At 58.3% G+C, this 16,220-nt stretch carries 18 protein-coding genes; 9 read left to right on the forward strand and 9 right to left on the reverse strand.

Going from position 1 to position 16,220, the window contains the following annotated elements:
• Positions 1-131 precede the first annotated feature (131 nt).
• Entirely contained in the window at positions 132-2,033 is a 1,902-nt protein-coding gene (locus AC1RKH_RS12360) for a potassium transporter Kup (RefSeq protein WP_493062256.1), read from the reverse strand.
• 323 nt (positions 2,034-2,356) lie between these two features.
• Between AC1RKH_RS12360 and rimO the strand changes: the two genes are divergently transcribed.
• The 6 genes from rimO (at position 2,357) to tsaA (ending at position 7,506) form a co-directional block, all read left to right on the forward strand.
• Positions 2,357-3,691: a 30S ribosomal protein S12 methylthiotransferase RimO gene (gene rimO, locus AC1RKH_RS12365; RefSeq protein WP_123428369.1), complete on the forward strand. Its 1,335-nt coding sequence runs from the start codon at positions 2,357-2,359 to the stop codon at positions 3,689-3,691.
• Positions 3,692-3,806: 115 nt separating this feature from the next.
• Positions 3,807-4,280, forward strand: coding sequence for a GNAT family N-acetyltransferase (locus tag AC1RKH_RS12370; RefSeq protein WP_493062257.1), 474 nt, complete (start codon positions 3,807-3,809; stop codon positions 4,278-4,280).
• A gap of 190 nt (positions 4,281-4,470) precedes the next feature.
• The gene (locus tag AC1RKH_RS12375; RefSeq protein WP_493062258.1) at positions 4,471-5,181 is read left to right on the forward strand and encodes an rRNA pseudouridine synthase; all 711 of its coding nucleotides are present in this window, start codon (positions 4,471-4,473) and stop codon (positions 5,179-5,181) included.
• Positions 5,182-5,248: 67 nt separating this feature from the next.
• On the forward strand, positions 5,249-5,716 hold the full coding sequence (locus AC1RKH_RS12380; protein WP_123428375.1) for a YehS family protein: 468 nt from the start codon (positions 5,249-5,251) through the stop codon (positions 5,714-5,716).
• 133 nt (positions 5,717-5,849) lie between these two features.
• Positions 5,850-6,620: an SDR family oxidoreductase gene (locus AC1RKH_RS12385; RefSeq protein ID WP_493062259.1), complete on the forward strand. Its 771-nt coding sequence runs from the start codon at positions 5,850-5,852 to the stop codon at positions 6,618-6,620.
• Positions 6,621-6,807: 187 nt separating this feature from the next.
• Positions 6,808-7,506 carry a tRNA (N6-threonylcarbamoyladenosine(37)-N6)-methyltransferase TrmO gene (gene tsaA, locus AC1RKH_RS12390; protein ID WP_493062260.1) on the forward strand — a complete coding sequence of 233 codons (699 nt, stop codon included), beginning with the start codon at positions 6,808-6,810 and terminating at the stop codon, positions 7,504-7,506.
• 173 nt (positions 7,507-7,679) lie between these two features.
• On the opposite strand, the gene fpr is transcribed toward tsaA, so the two are convergent.
• On the reverse strand, positions 7,680-8,459 hold the full coding sequence (gene fpr / locus AC1RKH_RS12395; RefSeq protein WP_003189055.1) for a ferredoxin-NADP reductase: 780 nt from the start codon (positions 8,457-8,459) through the stop codon (positions 7,680-7,682).
• 149 nt (positions 8,460-8,608) lie between these two features.
• On the opposite strand from fpr, the gene AC1RKH_RS12400 reads away from it, so the two are divergent.
• Positions 8,609-9,535, forward strand: coding sequence for a LysR family transcriptional regulator (locus AC1RKH_RS12400; protein ID WP_185015472.1), 927 nt, complete (start codon positions 8,609-8,611; stop codon positions 9,533-9,535).
• A 5-nt stretch (positions 9,536-9,540) separates the two neighbouring features.
• Here the strand turns inward: AC1RKH_RS12400 and AC1RKH_RS12405 are convergent, their stop codons facing one another.
• From AC1RKH_RS12405 to AC1RKH_RS12415, 3 genes are all read right to left on the reverse strand, one after another.
• Positions 9,541-9,903, reverse strand: a complete 363-nt coding sequence (locus AC1RKH_RS12405; RefSeq protein ID WP_493062261.1) for a diacylglycerol kinase — start codon at positions 9,901-9,903, stop codon at positions 9,541-9,543.
• Between the two features lie 75 nt (positions 9,904-9,978).
• Positions 9,979-10,629: a response regulator transcription factor ErdR gene (gene erdR / locus AC1RKH_RS12410; RefSeq protein ID WP_493062262.1), complete on the reverse strand. Its 651-nt coding sequence runs from the start codon at positions 10,627-10,629 to the stop codon at positions 9,979-9,981.
• 224 nt (positions 10,630-10,853) lie between these two features.
• Positions 10,854-11,612 carry a tRNA-uridine aminocarboxypropyltransferase gene (locus tag AC1RKH_RS12415; RefSeq protein ID WP_493062263.1) on the reverse strand — a complete coding sequence of 253 codons (759 nt, stop codon included), beginning with the start codon at positions 11,610-11,612 and terminating at the stop codon, positions 10,854-10,856.
• A gap of 190 nt (positions 11,613-11,802) precedes the next feature.
• Between AC1RKH_RS12415 and AC1RKH_RS12420 the strand changes: the two genes are divergently transcribed.
• Complete coding sequence (locus AC1RKH_RS12420) at positions 11,803-12,228, forward strand: PA3611 family quorum-sensing-regulated virulence factor (protein WP_071551585.1); 426 nt, start codon at positions 11,803-11,805, stop codon at positions 12,226-12,228.
• Here the strand turns inward: AC1RKH_RS12420 and AC1RKH_RS12425 are convergent, their stop codons facing one another.
• Positions 12,229-12,423, reverse strand: coding sequence for a hypothetical protein (locus tag AC1RKH_RS12425; protein WP_123428388.1), 195 nt, complete (start codon positions 12,421-12,423; stop codon positions 12,229-12,231).
• Between the two features lie 504 nt (positions 12,424-12,927).
• Between AC1RKH_RS12425 and AC1RKH_RS12430 the strand changes: the two genes are divergently transcribed.
• Positions 12,928-14,046, forward strand: a complete 1,119-nt coding sequence (locus AC1RKH_RS12430) for an LOG family protein (RefSeq protein ID WP_493062264.1) — start codon at positions 12,928-12,930, stop codon at positions 14,044-14,046.
• A 57-nt stretch (positions 14,047-14,103) separates the two neighbouring features.
• On the opposite strand, the gene recX is transcribed toward AC1RKH_RS12430, so the two are convergent.
• From recX to AC1RKH_RS12445, 3 genes are all read right to left on the reverse strand, one after another.
• Positions 14,104-14,571: a recombination regulator RecX gene (gene recX / locus AC1RKH_RS12435; protein WP_123428391.1), complete on the reverse strand. Its 468-nt coding sequence runs from the start codon at positions 14,569-14,571 to the stop codon at positions 14,104-14,106.
• A gap of 8 nt (positions 14,572-14,579) precedes the next feature.
• Positions 14,580-15,632, reverse strand: coding sequence for a recombinase RecA (gene recA / locus AC1RKH_RS12440; RefSeq protein WP_054595966.1), 1,053 nt, complete (start codon positions 15,630-15,632; stop codon positions 14,580-14,582).
• Positions 15,633-15,715: 83 nt separating this feature from the next.
• A complete protein-coding gene (locus AC1RKH_RS12445; protein WP_493062265.1) occupies positions 15,716-16,216 on the reverse strand; it encodes a CinA family protein in 501 nt (166 codons plus the stop codon).
• Between the last annotated feature and the right edge of the window lie 4 nt (positions 16,217-16,220).

Raw genomic sequence — 16,220 nt, forward strand, 5'->3', positions numbered from 1 at the left:
AGAGGATTTTGATACGGCCAAGCTTTTCAGCGAAAAGCACTTCGCGAAAGCTTGACCGGAAACAGAGTATCTACGGGTTATTCGCGGGTTTCGCGTAGGAGTTGCCGCAGGCTGCGATCTTTTTGTGGGGCTTACATTTCTACCTGTGTACCCAGCTCAATCACCCGGTTCACCGGCAACTTGAAGAACCGTAGGTTGCCGTTGGCGTTTTTCAGCATGAAGGCGAACAACGCTTCGCGCCAACGGGCCATGCCGACGAGCTTGGAGGTGATGACCGTCTCGCGACTGAGGAAATACGTCGTACGCATCGGACTGAAGTCCAGCTCATCGAGAGGACACAGCTTCAGCGCTTGCGGCACATCCGGTTCGTCCGTAAAGCCGAAATGCAGGATCACCCGATAGAAGCCTTCACCGTAGGATTCGACCTCGAACCGCCGCTGCTTCGGCACCCGCGGAATATCCTCGTAAACCACGGTCAGCAGCACCACCCGCTCATGCAGCACCTGGTTGTGCAGCAAGTTGTGCAACAACGCATGGGGCACCGCATCCACCCGTGCCGTGAGGAACACCGCCGTGCCCTGGACCCGATGCGGAGGCTGCACGCGAATACTGTTGATAAAAATCGGCAGCGGTAGCCCGCCCTCATCCAGCCGGTCCACCAACAGCTCTTTACCGCGTTTCCAGGTCGTCATCAGGATAAACAGCACAATCCCCGCCAATACCGGAAAAGCACCGCCCTGCACGATTTTAGGCACGTTGGCGGCGAAGTACAGCCCGTCCACCAGCAGGAAGCCGATCAGGATCGGCACCGTCAGGATCGGCGACCATTTCCACAGCAACAGCATCACCGCCGCCACCAGAATACTGGTGATCAGCATGGTCCCGGTCACCGCCACACCGTAAGCCGAGGCCAGCGCGTTGGAGGAGCCGAAACCGATCACCAGCAAAATCACCCCGACCATCAGCGCCCAGTTCACCGCACCGATGTAGATCTGGCCCTGCTCAGCACTGGAAGTGTGCTGAATGTACATGCGTGGGATGTAACCGAGTTGAATCGCCTGACGGGTCAGGGAGAACGCACCGGAAATCACCGCCTGAGAGGCGATCACCGTCGCCAGCGTCGACAACACGACCAATGGAATCAACGCCCAACCCGGCGCCAGCAGGTAGAACGGGTTACGCGCTGCATCCGGGTTTTCCAGCAGCAAGGCGCCCTGACCGAAATAGTTGAGCACCAACGCCGGCAGCACCAACGCAAACCAGGCACGGGCAATCGGCTTGCGACCGAAGTGCCCCATGTCCGCGTACAGCGCCTCGGCACCGGTCAGCGCCAGCACCACAGCGCCGAGAATCGCGATGCCCATGCCTGGGTGAACGACGAAGAAGCGCACGCCCCAGGCCGGGTTCAGCGCTTGCAGCACTTCCGGATGCTGGGAGATGCCATGCGCACCCAGTACACCCAGCACCACGAACCACAACACCATCACCGGGCCGAACAACTTGCCGATACGATCGGTGCCGTGTTTCTGGATCAGGAACAACCCCACCAGCACGATCAGCGACAACGGCACGACCCAGCGTTCGAGGCCGTCGAATGCCAGTTCCAGACCTTCCACCGCCGACAATACGGAAATCGCCGGGGTGATCATGCTATCGCCGTAGAACAGCGCTGCGCCGATCAGGCCGAGGATCACCAGCACCGACTGCAGCCGCGGATACGATGCCGAGGCTCGCCGCGCCAGCGCGGTCAGGGCCATGATCCCGCCTTCGCCCTGGTTGTCGGCACGCAAAATGAACAACACGTACTTGATCGAGACCACCCAGATCAGCGACCAGAAAATCAGCGCCAGAATCCCGAACACCCCGTCATGGTTGGCTTGTACCCCATAGCCACCGGTAAACACCTCTTTGAGGGTGTACAGCGGGCTGGTACCGATATCGCCATAAACCACCCCGACCGCCGCTACCAACATCCCCAAGGGCTTTGCCCCGGAATGCCCTGAGCCTACTGCCTGACTACTTGCCTGACCCATCAACCACTCCTGCCACCAAGACCGGGGCTTCATATAAAAAGCACGACGTCGAGCAAGCACCTACGCTTTGCCAACCTGCGCAGACTGCTGTGCAGCATGCACCGTTTTACTTATTGATACAGACGATTTGTTGACTGAAAAAATACGCCTGGGTGTAACGGCGCGAAGCATAGCGCAGCACTCGTCGTATTTCCCTGCATAAAGCTGGTCAAGTGCGCTGACCATCGCTAGAATTGCGCACTTTTTGATCAGAGGCACTTCAAGTGCCCATCTGTCGCCTTGCCGTCTTCGGCTGGAGGCGTCACAAAACACCGAGGTTAGACATGTCCACCACAACGCCGGCCAACCCTAAAGTTGGCTTCGTATCCCTGGGTTGCCCGAAAGCACTGGTCGACTCCGAGCGCATCCTTACCCAACTGCGCATGGAAGGCTATGACGTCGTGTCCACCTATCAGGACGCCGATGTCGTGGTGGTCAACACCTGCGGCTTCATCGACTCGGCCAAGGCCGAATCCCTGGAAGTGATTGGCGAAGCCATCAAGGAAAACGGCAAGGTCATCGTCACCGGCTGCATGGGCGTCGAAGAAGGCACCATCCGTAACGTGCACCCGAGCGTGCTCGCCGTGACCGGTCCGCAGCAGTACGAGCAAGTGGTCAACGCCGTGCACGACGTGGTGCCGCCGCGCAAGGATCACAACCCGCTGATCGACCTGGTGCCGCCGCAAGGCATCAAGCTGACGCCGCGTCACTACGCCTACCTGAAGATTTCCGAAGGCTGCAACCACAGCTGCAGCTTCTGCATCATCCCGTCGATGCGCGGCAAACTGGTCAGCCGTCCGGTGGGCGATGTGCTCGACGAAGCCCAGCGCCTGGTCAAATCCGGCGTCAAAGAGCTGCTGGTCATTTCCCAGGACACCAGCGCCTACGGCGTTGATGTCAAGTACCGCACCGGCTTCTGGAACGGCGCGCCGGTGAAAACCCGCATGACCGAACTTTGCGAAGCGCTCAGCACCCTTGGCGTCTGGGTTCGTCTGCACTACGTTTACCCGTACCCGCACGTCGACGAGCTGATCCCGCTGATGGCCGCCGGGAAAATCCTGCCGTACCTGGACATCCCGTTCCAGCACGCCAGCCCGAAAGTCCTCAAGGCGATGAAACGCCCGGCGTTCGAAGACAAGACCCTGGCGCGCATCAAGAACTGGCGCGAGATCTGCCCGGACCTGATCATCCGTTCGACCTTCATCGTCGGCTTCCCTGGCGAAACTGAAGAAGACTTCCAGTACCTGCTGAACTGGCTGACCGAAGCCCAGCTCGACCGCGTCGGCTGCTTCCAGTACTCGCCGGTTGAAGGCGCACCGGCCAACGATCTGGACCTGGATATCGTTCCGGATGACGTCAAGCAAGACCGCTGGGATCGCTTCATGGCGCACCAGCAGGCCATCAGCTCGGCGCGCCTGCAAATGCGCATCGGCCGTGAAATCGAAGTGCTGGTCGATGAAGTCGACGAGCAAGGCGCGGTCGGCCGTTGCTTCTTCGATGCCCCGGAAATCGACGGCAACGTGTTCATCGACAACGGCAGCAACCTCAAGCCGGGCGACAAGGTCTGGTGCAAAGTGACCGACGCCGACGAATACGACCTGTGGGCTGAACAGATCTAAACGTAAAAAATATGAAAAGCCCTGCTCTCTTCACGAGATGCGGGGCTTTTTTACGTCTATCGTTTTGTTCAGCAAGAGGATTTCACCTCACGCACAGCACAAGGGGCAGGCGGGCATGCGCCATCATTCGGTCATCCATACACCGAAACAAAGCGACTACGAAGAACTGACCCGGGTCTGGGAGGCGTCGGTACGCGCCACGCATGACTTTTTACCCGACAGTTACATCGAGCGGCTGAAGAATCTGGTGCTCACCCGTTATCTGGATTCCGTCATGCTGATCTGCACCCGCGACCGAAGCCTGCACATCACCGGGTTTGCCGGCGTTGCGGCAGGCAAGATCGAAATGCTCTTTATCGCCCCCGAACACCGTGGCGAGGGCCTGGGCAAACAACTGCTGCACTACGCACTCGAACACCTGAATGCCGATGAACTGGACGTCAACGAACAAAACCCGCAAGCCTTGGGGTTTTATTTCAAACAGGGTTTCGAAGTCATCGGACGCTCGGAGGTCGATGGCATGGGCCAGCCTTATCCGCTGCTGCACATGCGTTTGCGTCAAAACCAGCAACGTTCACAGCATCGCTGACACAACACGGAACAAATGTGGGAGCGAGCTTGCTCGCGAAGAGGCCATCAGATTCAACATCAATGCTGACTGACAAACCGCTTTCGCGAGCAAGCCCGCTCCCACAAAAAGCCACAGTACTGAAATGGATTCGCGATTAACCGGCGCGAGGCAGGTACAATGCCTCCCCCCTTTTGTAACGGCCCCTGTCATGACTGACCCGATTCGTCTCTCCAAACGCCTCATCGAGCTCGTCGGCTGTTCCCGTCGGGAGGCTGAGCTGTTCATTGAGGGCGGCTGGGTCACCGTGGACGGCGAAGTCATCGATGAGCCGCAGTTCAAGGTCGACACCCAGAAAGTCGAACTCGACCCCGAAGCCAAGGCCACCGCGCCGGAGCCCGTGACCATCCTGCTAAACGTGCCTGTTGGCATGGACGCAGAAACTGCCATGGCAACCATCAGCGCCGAGACCCTGAGCGAAGAACACCGCTTCAGCAAACGTCCGCTCAAGGGCCACTTCCTGCGGCTGACCGCCAGTACCGACCTGCAGGCCAATGCCAGCGGTTTGTTGGTGTTTACCCAGGACTGGAAGATCCTGCGCAAGCTCACCGCCGACTCCGCCAAGATCGAGCAAGAGTATGTCGTCGAGGTTGAAGGCGAGATGGTGGCTCACGGCCTCAACCGCTTGAACCACGGCCTGACCTACAAGGGCAAGGAACTGCCGCCGGTCAAAGCCAGCTGGCAGAACGAAAATCGCCTGCGCTTTGCGATGAAAAACCCACAACCGGGCGTGATTGCCCTGTTCTGCCAGGCCGTCGGCCTGAAGGTCGTCGCCATCCGCCGCATCCGCATCGGCGGTGTTTCCATTGGCAAAGTGCCGTTGGGGCAATGGCGCTATCTGTCTGCCAAAGAGAAATTCTAAGGCGGCCACACATTTCGGCGTCGCCGTTACCGGCAACGCCCACAGCTGAATGATCAGGACTGCACACATGATTCATAACGACGTACTGCGCAGCGTGCGCTACATGCTCGACATCAGCGACAAGAAAGTCATCGAGATCATCAAGCTCGGCGGTATGGATGTCACCCTGCCCGACCTGGTGACGTACCTCGACAAGAAAGAAGAAGACGAGGAAGGCTTCGTACGCTGCCCGGACGACGTCATGGCGCATTTCCTCGATGGCCTGGTGTTCTTCAAGCGCGGCAAGGACGAAAGCCGTCCGCCGCAGCCGATCGAGCTGCCGATCACCAACAACATCATTCTGAAGAAACTGCGTGTGGCCTTCGAACTGAAAGAAGACGACATGCACGCGATTCTCAAGGCTGCCGAGTTCCCCGTCTCCAAGCCGGAGCTGAGCGCGCTGTTCCGCAAATTCGGCCACACCAACTACCGCCCATGCGGTGACCAGTTGCTGCGCAACTTCCTCAAGGGCCTGACCCTGCGCGTTCGCGGCTGATCCCCCTGACTTGCGGTGACCGCTTCGGTCACCGCAGATACGCATGAGCGTCCATTCCGCTCGACAATAGTGGCTCCGCTTCTCGCGCCTGACGACTAGGGTAAGTACTCCCCTACAGCGCTCAGGATTCGCCATGCATCCCTACTTTTCCCTGCAAGGCCGCACCGCTCTGGTGACCGGCGGCACCCGTGGTATCGGCAAAATGATCGCCAAAGCTTTCGTCGAGGCTGGCGCTACCGTTTACGTGTGTGCCCGCGATGCGCAAGCCTGCCAACAAACCGCAGAGGAACTGAGCATCTTCGGAGTTTGCCACGGGGTGGCTGCCAACCTGGCCCATGAAGAAGGTGTCGAGCAATTGGCTGCTCGCCTGGGCGAACAGATCGGCCATCTGGATATTCTGGTGAACAACGCCGGTACCACCTGGGGTGCACCGCTGGAAAGCTACCCGGTCAAGGGCTGGGAGAAAGTCATGCAGCTCAACGTGACCTCGGTGTTCAACTGCATCCAGCAATTCCTGCCGCTGTTGCGCAAGGCCGGCTCGGCCGCCAATCCAGCGCGGATCATCAATATCGGCTCGGTGGCCGGGATTTCGTCCTTCGGCGAACAGGCGTATGCCTACGGCCCGAGCAAGGCGGCCTTACATCAACTGTCGCGAATTCTTGCCCGCGAACTGGTCGGCCAGCATATCAACGTCAACGTTATCGCCCCCGGTCGCTTCCCGAGCAAAATGACCCAACACATCGGCAATGATGAACAGGCGCTGGCCGAAGACACGGCACTGATCCCGATGAAACGCTGGGGCCGCGAAGAAGAAATGGCCGCTCTGGCCATCAGCCTGGCGAGTACCGCCGGGGCCTACATGACCGGGAACATCATTCCGCTGGATGGTGGGTTCAGCCTCTGAAATCGGCGGTGCGGCCATCGCGAGCAGGCTCGCTCCCACAGTAGATCTTCTGTGAATACAGAATGTGTAAGCACAACAGATCACATGTGGGAGCGAGCCTGCTCGCGATGGCGGACTGACGGGCGCCACCGATCCAGCGGTTGCTCGGGTTATCATGCCCACCTCTTTCCCGCCTCGACCCCAAACCATGACCTACAGCGTTTCCCCCATCGGCTTCGTGCGTTCCTGCTTCAAGGAGAAGTTCGCTATTCCGCGTCAGCCGCAACTGGCTCCGGCCGCTCGCGGCATTCTGGAGCTGGTGGCGCCATTCGATCAGGGTGATGCGGTGCAAGGCCTGGAGCAGGTCAGCCATGTCTGGCTGCTGTTCCTGTTTCATCAGGCGCTGGAAGACAAACCGCGACTCAAGGTCCGCCCACCGCGCTTGGGCGGTAACAAGTCCATGGGTGTGTTCGCCACGCGCGCGACCCATCGGCCCAATGGCATTGGGCAATCGGTGGTCAAGCTGGACAAGGTTGAAGCCAATCGCCTGTGGATCTCCGGCATTGACCTGCTGGACGGCACGCCGATTCTCGACATCAAACCCTACGTGCCCTACGCCGATATCATCCCGGGCGCATCCAACGAGATCGCCAGCGCCGCGCCGCAGCTGATTCCGGTGCAGTGGGCAGACGCAGCACTGCAACAAGCTCATACGCACGCTCAGCGCCTTGAAGAGCCCTTGGTCGAGCTGATCGAGCAATGTCTGGCGCAAGACCCACGCCCGGCCTACCAGACGCCTGCACCCGAACGCGAATACGGCGCCCAGTTCTGGGATCTGGACGTGCGCTGGCATTACCCGGAAGCCGGGCTGATCCGTGTCCTGGAAGTCATCCCCGCGAAAACCTGAACACCAGAAACGCAAAAGCCCGCGCTGCCTTCTCAGGCAACGCGGGCTTTTGCTTTTATGTGGGAGCGAGCTTGCTCGCGATTACAGTCAGACATTCAGCATCAATGTCGACTGATACATCGCCATCGCGAGCAGGCTCGCTCCCACAAAAGCCCTATCCCAAAGGAAAAGGCTTACTTCTCGACGAATGCGCGCTCGATCAGGTAGTCACCCGGCTCACGCATACGTGGCGAAACTTTCAGACCGAAGCTGTTGAGCACTTCGCTGGTTTCGTCGAGCATGCTCGGGCTGCCGCAGAGCATGGCGCGGTCGTCTTCAGGATTGATCGGCGGCAGGCCGATATCGCTGAACAACTTGCCGCTGCGCATCAGGTCGGTCAGACGACCTTCGTTTTCGAACGGTTCGCGAGTCACGGTCGGGTAGTAGATCAACTTGTCACGCAGAGCCTCGCCGAAGAATTCGTTCTGCGGCAGGTGCTCGGTGATGAACTCGCGGTAAGCGACTTCGTTGACGTAACGTACGCCGTGGCACAGGATCACTTTTTCGAAACGCTCGTAGGTTTCCGGATCCTGGATGACGCTCATGAACGGCGCCAGACCAGTGCCGGTGCTGAGCAGGTACAAATGTTTACCAGGCTTCAAATCGTCCAGCACCAGGGTGCCAGTCGGTTTTTTGCTGATGATGATCTCGTCGCCTTCCTTCAGATGCTGCAACTGGGAAGTCAGCGGACCATCGGGAACCTTGATGCTGAAGAACTCCAGATGCTCTTCCCAGTTCGGGCTGGCAATCGAGTAAGCGCGCATAAGCGGGCGGCCATTGGGCTGTTGCAGGCCGATCATCACGAACTGGCCGTTCTCGAAGCGCAGGCCCGGATCGCGGGTGCACTTGAAGCTGAACAGAGTGTCGTTCCAGTGATGAACACTGAGGACACGCTCGTGGTTCATGTTGCTCATGTACGGGGGACTCCTGGAGATTTGTCTGCGCATGCTCTGCGCCTGCCCTGCAAAAAATGAGCTGCCGAGCGCAATTGCATAGCATTCTAATGGCGGCGACAATATCTGTTAACTGGATTATTAAGATAAGGGTTATCGGTTATATCGATATGCGATTTACTCTACGTCAACTTCAAGTCTTCGTCGCCGTCGCTCAGCAAGAGAGTGTGTCTCGTGCTGCGGGTCTGCTCAATCTTTCGCAGTCGGCGGCCAGCACCTCGATCACCGAGCTCGAGCGTCAATCCAGCTGCCAATTGTTCGACCGCGCCGGCAAGCGGCTGAGCCTCAACGCCATGGGTAAACAACTGTTGCCACAGGCGGTGGCCTTGCTCGACCAGGCCAAGGAAATCGAAGACCTGCTCAACGGCAAGTCCGGTTTCGGCTCGCTGGCGGTCGGTGCCACCCTCACCATCGGCAACTATCTGGCGACTTTGCTGATCGGCAGCTTCATGCAGCGCCATCCGGAAAGCCAGGTAAAGCTGCACGTGCAGAACACTGCCAACATCGTGCAACAAGTCGCCCACTATGAAATTGATCTGGGTCTAATCGAAGGCGACTGCAGCCACCCGGACATCGAGGTACAAAGCTGGGTCGAGGATGAGCTGGTGGTGTTTTGTGCCCCGCAACACCCGCTGGCCGCCCGTGGCCAGGCGACCATGGAGGAACTGACCCATGAGGCGTGGATCCTTCGCGAACAGGGTTCCGGCACGCGCCTGACCTTTGACCAGGCCATGCGTCATCACCGTAGCGCGTTGAATATTCGGCTTGAGCTGGAACACACCGAGGCGATCAAACGTGCGGTCGAATCTGGTTTGGGGATTGGCTGTATTTCACGGTTGGCGCTACGCGACGCGTTCCGCCGCGGCAGTCTGGTGGCGGTGGAAACGCCGGATCTGGATCTGGCGCGGCAGTTCTATTTCATCTGGCACAAACAGAAATATCAGACATCGGCCATGCGCGAGTTTCTCGAATTGTGCCGCGCTTTCACCGCTGGGGTTCAGCGCAGCGACGAGATCGTTCTGCCGACGATCGCCTGAAGGCGTCAGATCAGGATAATTGCCCACACCAGCGCGATCATGCTCAGCGCCACTAACTGAGCAGCGCTACCCATGTCCTTGGCATTTTTCGACAGCGGGTGCCGTTCGAGGGAAATCCGGTCAATCGCTGCTTCCACGGCCGAATTGAGCAACTCGACGATCAGCGCCAGCATACAGACGACAATCAGCAAGGCACGTTCGACGTGGCTGACGTTCAGCACAAATGCTAGCGGAATCAGAATGACATTCAGCAGGACCAGTTGACGAAAAGCGGCTTCACCGGTGAAGGCTGCACGCAGACCGTCAAGGGAATAACCACCTGCATTGAGAATGCGCTTGAGACCGGTTTGACCTTTGAAAGGTGACATAGAGTAAGCAACTGAACCAAAAGGAGTGGGAAAGCTAGATCAACTAAAGTTAAAAAAGCGTGAATGGAAGCGCCTTTAATGGCTAGATATTGACTCAAGTTGTTGCAAGAGCAACGCCGCCTGAGTCCGGGTACGCACACCCAACTTGCGGAAAATCGCCGTCACGTGCGCCTTGATCGTTGCCTCCGAAACACTCAGTTCGTAGGCTATCTGCTTGTTCAGCAAACCTTCGCAGACCATGGTCAATACACGGAACTGCTGTGGTGTCAGACTGGCCAAGCCTTCGCTGGCTGCCTTGGCCTCGTCCGAAACGCTGACCGCTTCGAATGCCTGGGGCGGCCAGAAGACGTCGCCATCCAGTACTGTGCGCACGGCTTGCTGAATCACTTCCAGCGAACTGGATTTAGGGATGAAACCGCTGGCCCCGAATTCACGGGAACGCACCATGATCGATGCTTCTTCCTGAGCCGAAACCATCACCACCGGGATCTGCGGGTATTGACCGCGCAACAGCACCAGCCCGGAAAAACCGTACGCGCCCGGCATGTTGAGATCCAGCAGCACCAGATCCCAGTCAGCCTTTTCGGTCAGACGGGCTTCCAGCTCGGCAATGCTCGCCACCTCCACCAGACGAACCTCCGGGCCAAGGCCCAGGGTCACGGCCTGATGCAGCGCGCTGCGAAAGAGCGGGTGGTCATCGGCAATCAGGATTTCGTATGTGGCCATTTTTCAAATGATCCTGTTTTTATGGCAGACCTGATGCATTCAGGCCTCGCCAAGGCAACTCGAGGTACCGCCAGACAGCGGCCCCAACAGGGCACGTTCAACGCCAAGAGCCCATAAAACCGGCGTTTCAATCTTCGGCCGCACCCAATCGGCGCCAAGGATGCCCAGCGAAGCCTGGGTGGTCAAGCCGCAAACCCGTGGTTGCCTGTCAGTATGGGTGACTATCAGGACATGACCGGCGCTGTGTGCTCAACGAATGGCAGCAGTTCTGTATGAGCAGGGGTCGAGACATTCAATTCCAGCTGATGTTTGGCATCGAGGTAATGCTGGCTGAACACATCAAAATAGGCATCCAGCGCCGATGCAGCCTCTATATCTCCCGCCAGATCCAGGCACAACGCAGCCACTTCGGCGGTGCACAGGTGCTCGCTCCGGGTAGACCTTCGCAAGCGGTACCGTGAGAGCTTTTCGGGGAGCAGGCTCAGAATCGGAAACCCGTCGAAATAAGGGCTTTTGCGAAAAATCTTTCTCGCCTCGGTCCAGGTCGCATCCAGCAGGATGAACAGCGGGCGCTTCTCGCCAGTATCCTCAACCGCATGAGTCACGCGTTCGGGAGCAACGTATTCGCCGGGAAAGACCAGGTAAGGCTGCCACTGCGGGTCGGATAAAAGCTTGATCAGTTCGGGGTCGACTTCGGTACGCGACCAGATAAAGGCAAAGTTGTCCCTGACCACGTCAGCGATCAGCCAGCCGGTGTTGCTCGGCTTGAACACTTCCTTCCTGGTCATGATCAGGCACACGCCCGCTCGCGATTCGACCTGGGGACGCCAGTTACACAGGCAGTGACTCTCAATCACCCGGCACGTATGGCAACGGGGTGCCCGTGAACCGCGAGCCAGAAAAGGCTTGGTACTTTCCTCTTCGCGCTCATCGCGCAGACGGGCTACGGCGTTCATGGCAAAACGTGAGGCTGCATTGCTCATCGCAGGCAGCACCGGCAGGGAAGGAAAATCGACACGAAACACACTCGGCAGGACAGAAAGTCGTGGCAGTTTACCAGAGCGGGCCGCCCAAACCTGTACCACCTACCCCCCGCTCGCCTATAATCCGCCGCCACTGAACGCACCGCCATGTGGCTGGTCGAAGCACCAGTCACTGAACCAGGAGAGTTTCATGCTGCGCCTTATCGTTCCCACCGCTGCCCTTCTGCTGGCCCTGCCCTTCAGCGCTCAAGCGGCCTCTTTGAATGACTTGAATCTGGGCAAGATGCTGGAAAAGGTTGCTGCGGAAAGTAACGTCGGCTTGCCTCGGGAAATCAATGAGAACCTTCTCGACCAAGGCTACACGGTTGAAGGCAAACAGCTGATCGACCATATCAGCGTGCAATCAGGTTATGCCGACGAAATGCGTGCCAATCCGAAAGCGGTTTATCTGCAACTGGGCGCCAGCGTTTGCCGCAACGCGAACTACCGCAAGCTGATGGCCAAGGGCGCGATCATGCGTTACGACTTCTCGGAAAACAAAACCAATCGGCCCGTAGGCTCGGCCAGCTACCAGGAATCGGATTGCCCTGCGCAGACTGCGCAAAAGAAAAAGTAATCACTGCGAGCCAGCGCGTCGTTGCTCATCATCGGCGCGCAGTTCTGCCACCAGCGCCTGCAAATAAGGCGAGCGCCACTCTTGCCCTTCCAGACGCCGACGACACTCCTCTTCGAGGCTCACGTGATTGCGTTCGGCCGCCGACTGCAGCAATCGATACAGTTGCGTATCGACCTCTAGAATCACCAGACTCATTGCCAGCCTCCTTGCACTTGATCGCCAATGATTGCGCGATGATTCCCCACAGCTCCTGAAGCGTTGCGCCTTGCCCTGGACGCAATGCTGTCTTGTTGTGTCTGTAACTTAGTAAATCAGAGCTCTGGCCATCCAGCAGAGGTTCTGACGGGCGGTGGAAGCCAATTGCAAACCCGTAATAAGTTATTGCCAGCGAAGACTTTCGAGGACCATGATCAAGTCAGCGCAACTCACCGCGAACGTCTAGATTCAGTGTATTCGTGTTAAATGTTCAAGGCAGAAAAGGGGCTGCCCATTCAGAGTCTTGTAGTGCGAACGTTTCTTTCATCCAAGGGATAAACAGAACCCGTCTGGATGACTCGACCGCCACTTCAACGCTTCATGGCGATGTCGAGTCGGGTGTAGTGCCCAGCCCTCTTGCGGGCTGACAGCGACACAAGCAGTGTCGCGGCTCAGGCGAATTTCTCGTTCGAGCCGAAGGTTCTGTGTAGAAGGAGAAGTTGAATGCCTTACCAACCGAATGACCTTCTGGTGCGTCATTTTCAAAGCATCGGCGTCGATCTCACCAGCAAGATCGAAGAGCAACTCAACCTGGTTTCACCCAATAGCCCGAATATCCCGATTTATCGCGACATGATGTTGACTGTCTTGCGCATGGCGCAAGAGGACCACAATCGCTGGAACGCCAAGATCACGCTGCAAGCCCTGCGCGAACTGGAGCACGCCTTCCGTGTGCTGGAGCAGTTCAAGGGGCGGCGTAAAGTGACCGTTTTCGGCTCGGCACGTACGCCGGTCGAACATCCGCTGTACGCCCTGGCCCGGGAACTGGGCGAAAAACTCGCTCAGTCGAACCTGATGGTCATCACCGGTGCCGGTGGCGGCATCATGGCCGCCGCCCATGAAGGTGCAGGCCGGGATCACAGCCTCGGATTCAATATCACCCTGCCCTTCGAGCAGCATGCGAATCCGACCGTAGACGGCACCGCCAACCTGCTGCCCTTCCACTTTTTCTTTACCCGCAAACTGTTTTTCGTCAAAGAGGCCGACGCGCTGGTGCTCTGCCCAGGCGGCTTCGGCACACTGGACGAAGCCCTGGAGGTGCTGACCCTGATCCAGACCGGCAAAAGCCCGCTGGTTCCCGTGGTGTTGCTGGATGCTCCCGGCGGCACTTTCTGGGAAGGGGCGCTGGACTTCATCCGCAATCAACTGGAGGCCAACCGTTACATCCTGCCGAGCGACCTGAAGCTGATTCGTCTGGTGTACAACGTCGATGAAGCCGTTGAGGAGATCAATCAGTTCTACAGCAACTTCCACTCAAGTCGCTGGCTGAAACATCAGTTCGTGATCCGCATGAATCACACACTCAACGACCAAGCGCTCGAGCATATGCAGGAGGCCTTTGCCGACCTGTGCCTGAGCGATCATTTTCATCAACATACTTACAGTGGCGAGGAGCACGACGAGGCTCAATTCAGTCACCTGGCGCGACTGGCCTTCACCTTCAACGCCCGTGATCACGGACGCTTGCGTGAGCTGGTCAACTACATCAACCTGCCGGAAAACTGGGCCACGGCTCAACCCCCGACGCCACAGCGCAATCGGGAACAGATCAAGGTTACCTGATCAAAAAAAGGCCCGACTATTTCAATACCGACTATTTCAATAGTCGGGCCTTTTCAGTCAGTCATCCATTCCTCGGCCGCTGAACAAGCGGCCAATCATTTCCATGGAATAGCCCCGATAGGCGAGGAAGCGCCCTTGCTTGGCGCGCTCACGGGCGTCTATCGGCAAATGCCCGGCAAACTTGCGTCGCCAGGTGTCTTCCAGGTTTTCTTGCCAACTGATTCCGCTTTCACGCAGGGCGAGTTCAATATCGGCACGTTGCAAGCCGCGCTGGCTCAACTCTTCGCGGATGCGCAAAGGGCCATAGCCGGAACGGGCACGGTAGGAAACGAAGCTTTCGAGGTATCGGGATTCGGACAGCAGCCCCTCTTCCGTCAGACGGTCGAGTGCTGTGTCGATCAGCTCATCTGGAGCACCGCGCTGACGCAGTTTACGCGTCAGCTCGACTCGACCATGCTCGCGTCGCGCGAGCAGGTCCATTGCGGTTCGCCGCACCGCGACGAGGGTATCGAGTACGGCGGTCATCGGATCAATCAGATATCAGCGTCAGCCAGGTCATCGGCAGTCTCTTTGACCGGCGAAGCTTTGACGTCTGGAGTCGGCGTCAGCAGCTTGTCGCGAATCTGCTTCTCAAGGGTGGCAGCGATGTCCGGGTTGTCCTGCAGGAACTTGGCCGAGTTGGCTTTGCCCTGACCGATCTTGCTGCCGTTGTAGGCATACCAGGCACCGGATTTCTCAACGAAGCCGTGCAGGACACCAAGGTCGATCATCTCACCGTTGAGGTAAATGCCCTTGCCGTAAAGAATCTGGAACTCGGCCTGACGGAACGGCGAAGCCACCTTGTTCTTGACGACTTTGACGCGGGTTTCGCTGCCAACTACTTCGTCGCCTTCTTTCACCGCGCCGGTGCGGCGGATGTCCAGACGAACCGAAGCGTAGAACTTCAGAGCGTTACCACCGGTGGTGGTTTCCGGGCTGCCGAACATCACGCCGATTTTCATCCGGATCTGGTTGATGAAGATCACCAGGCAGTTGGCATTCTTGATGTTACCGGTGATTTTACGCAGCGCCTGGGACATCAGACGGGCTTGCAGGCCCACGTGCATGTCACCCATTTCGCCTTCGATTTCAGCCTTCGGTACCAGGGCCGCCACGGAGTCGACGATGATCACGTCAACCGCGTTGGAACGCACCAGCATGTCGGTGATTTCCAGGGCTTGCTCACCGGTGTCCGGCTGGGAAACCAGCAGGTCGTCGACATTGACGCCCAGTTTGCCGGCGTATTCCGGGTCCAGTGCGTGCTCGGCGTCGACGAATGCGCAGGTCGCGCCGGCTTTTTGAGCCTGGGCGATCACGGACAGTGTCAGCGTGGTTTTACCGGAGGATTCAGGACCGTAGATTTCAACGATACGGCCTTTTGGCAGACCGCCAATGCCAAGTGCGATGTCCAGACCCAGAGAGCCAGTGGAAATAGCCGGGATCGCCTGACGGTCCTGATCGCCCATACGCATTACGGCACCCTTGCCGAATTGACGTTCGATCTGACCCAGGGCCGCAGCCAAGGCTTTCTTCTTGTTGTCGTCCATTAAAGTCCTCACGTAATCAATAAGGCCTGACGGCCAACACCTGTATAAGTAGCCAGTATTATTCCACAGCGTTTCCGGATCGCCTACCCCTGATTTGAGATTTCTCCGGCGGCATACTGCAGCAACCCCTCTAGCGCGGCCTTCACCGTTTGTCGGCGGACTTCATCGCGGTTGCCGGGGAAGTGTCGGCGCTCCGAATACACTGCATCTCCGACACCCCAGGCCAGCCAGACGGTGCCTACCGGTTTGTTCGGCGTACCGCCGTCCGGCCCCGCAATACCGCTGACCGCCACAGTAAAACGTGCGCGACTATTGTGCTGGGCGCCACGCACCATGGCTTCGACCACTTCACGGCTGACCGCCCCGACCTCAGTGAATAACTCGGCGGGCACATTCAGTTGCAGGGTCTTCTGACGATTGGAATAGGTGACATAGCCGGCCTCGAACCACGCCGAGCTGCCGGCAATCCGGGTGATCGCTTCGGCGATCCCGCCGCCCGTGCAGGACTCGGCGGTGCTGACATGGGCATTGAGAACCTGCAAACGCCGGCCTAGTTGCGCGGCAAGCTGGGTGATTTCGTTCACGACT

The organism is Pseudomonas sp. GW822-FHT06B12 (assembly GCF_058799675.1).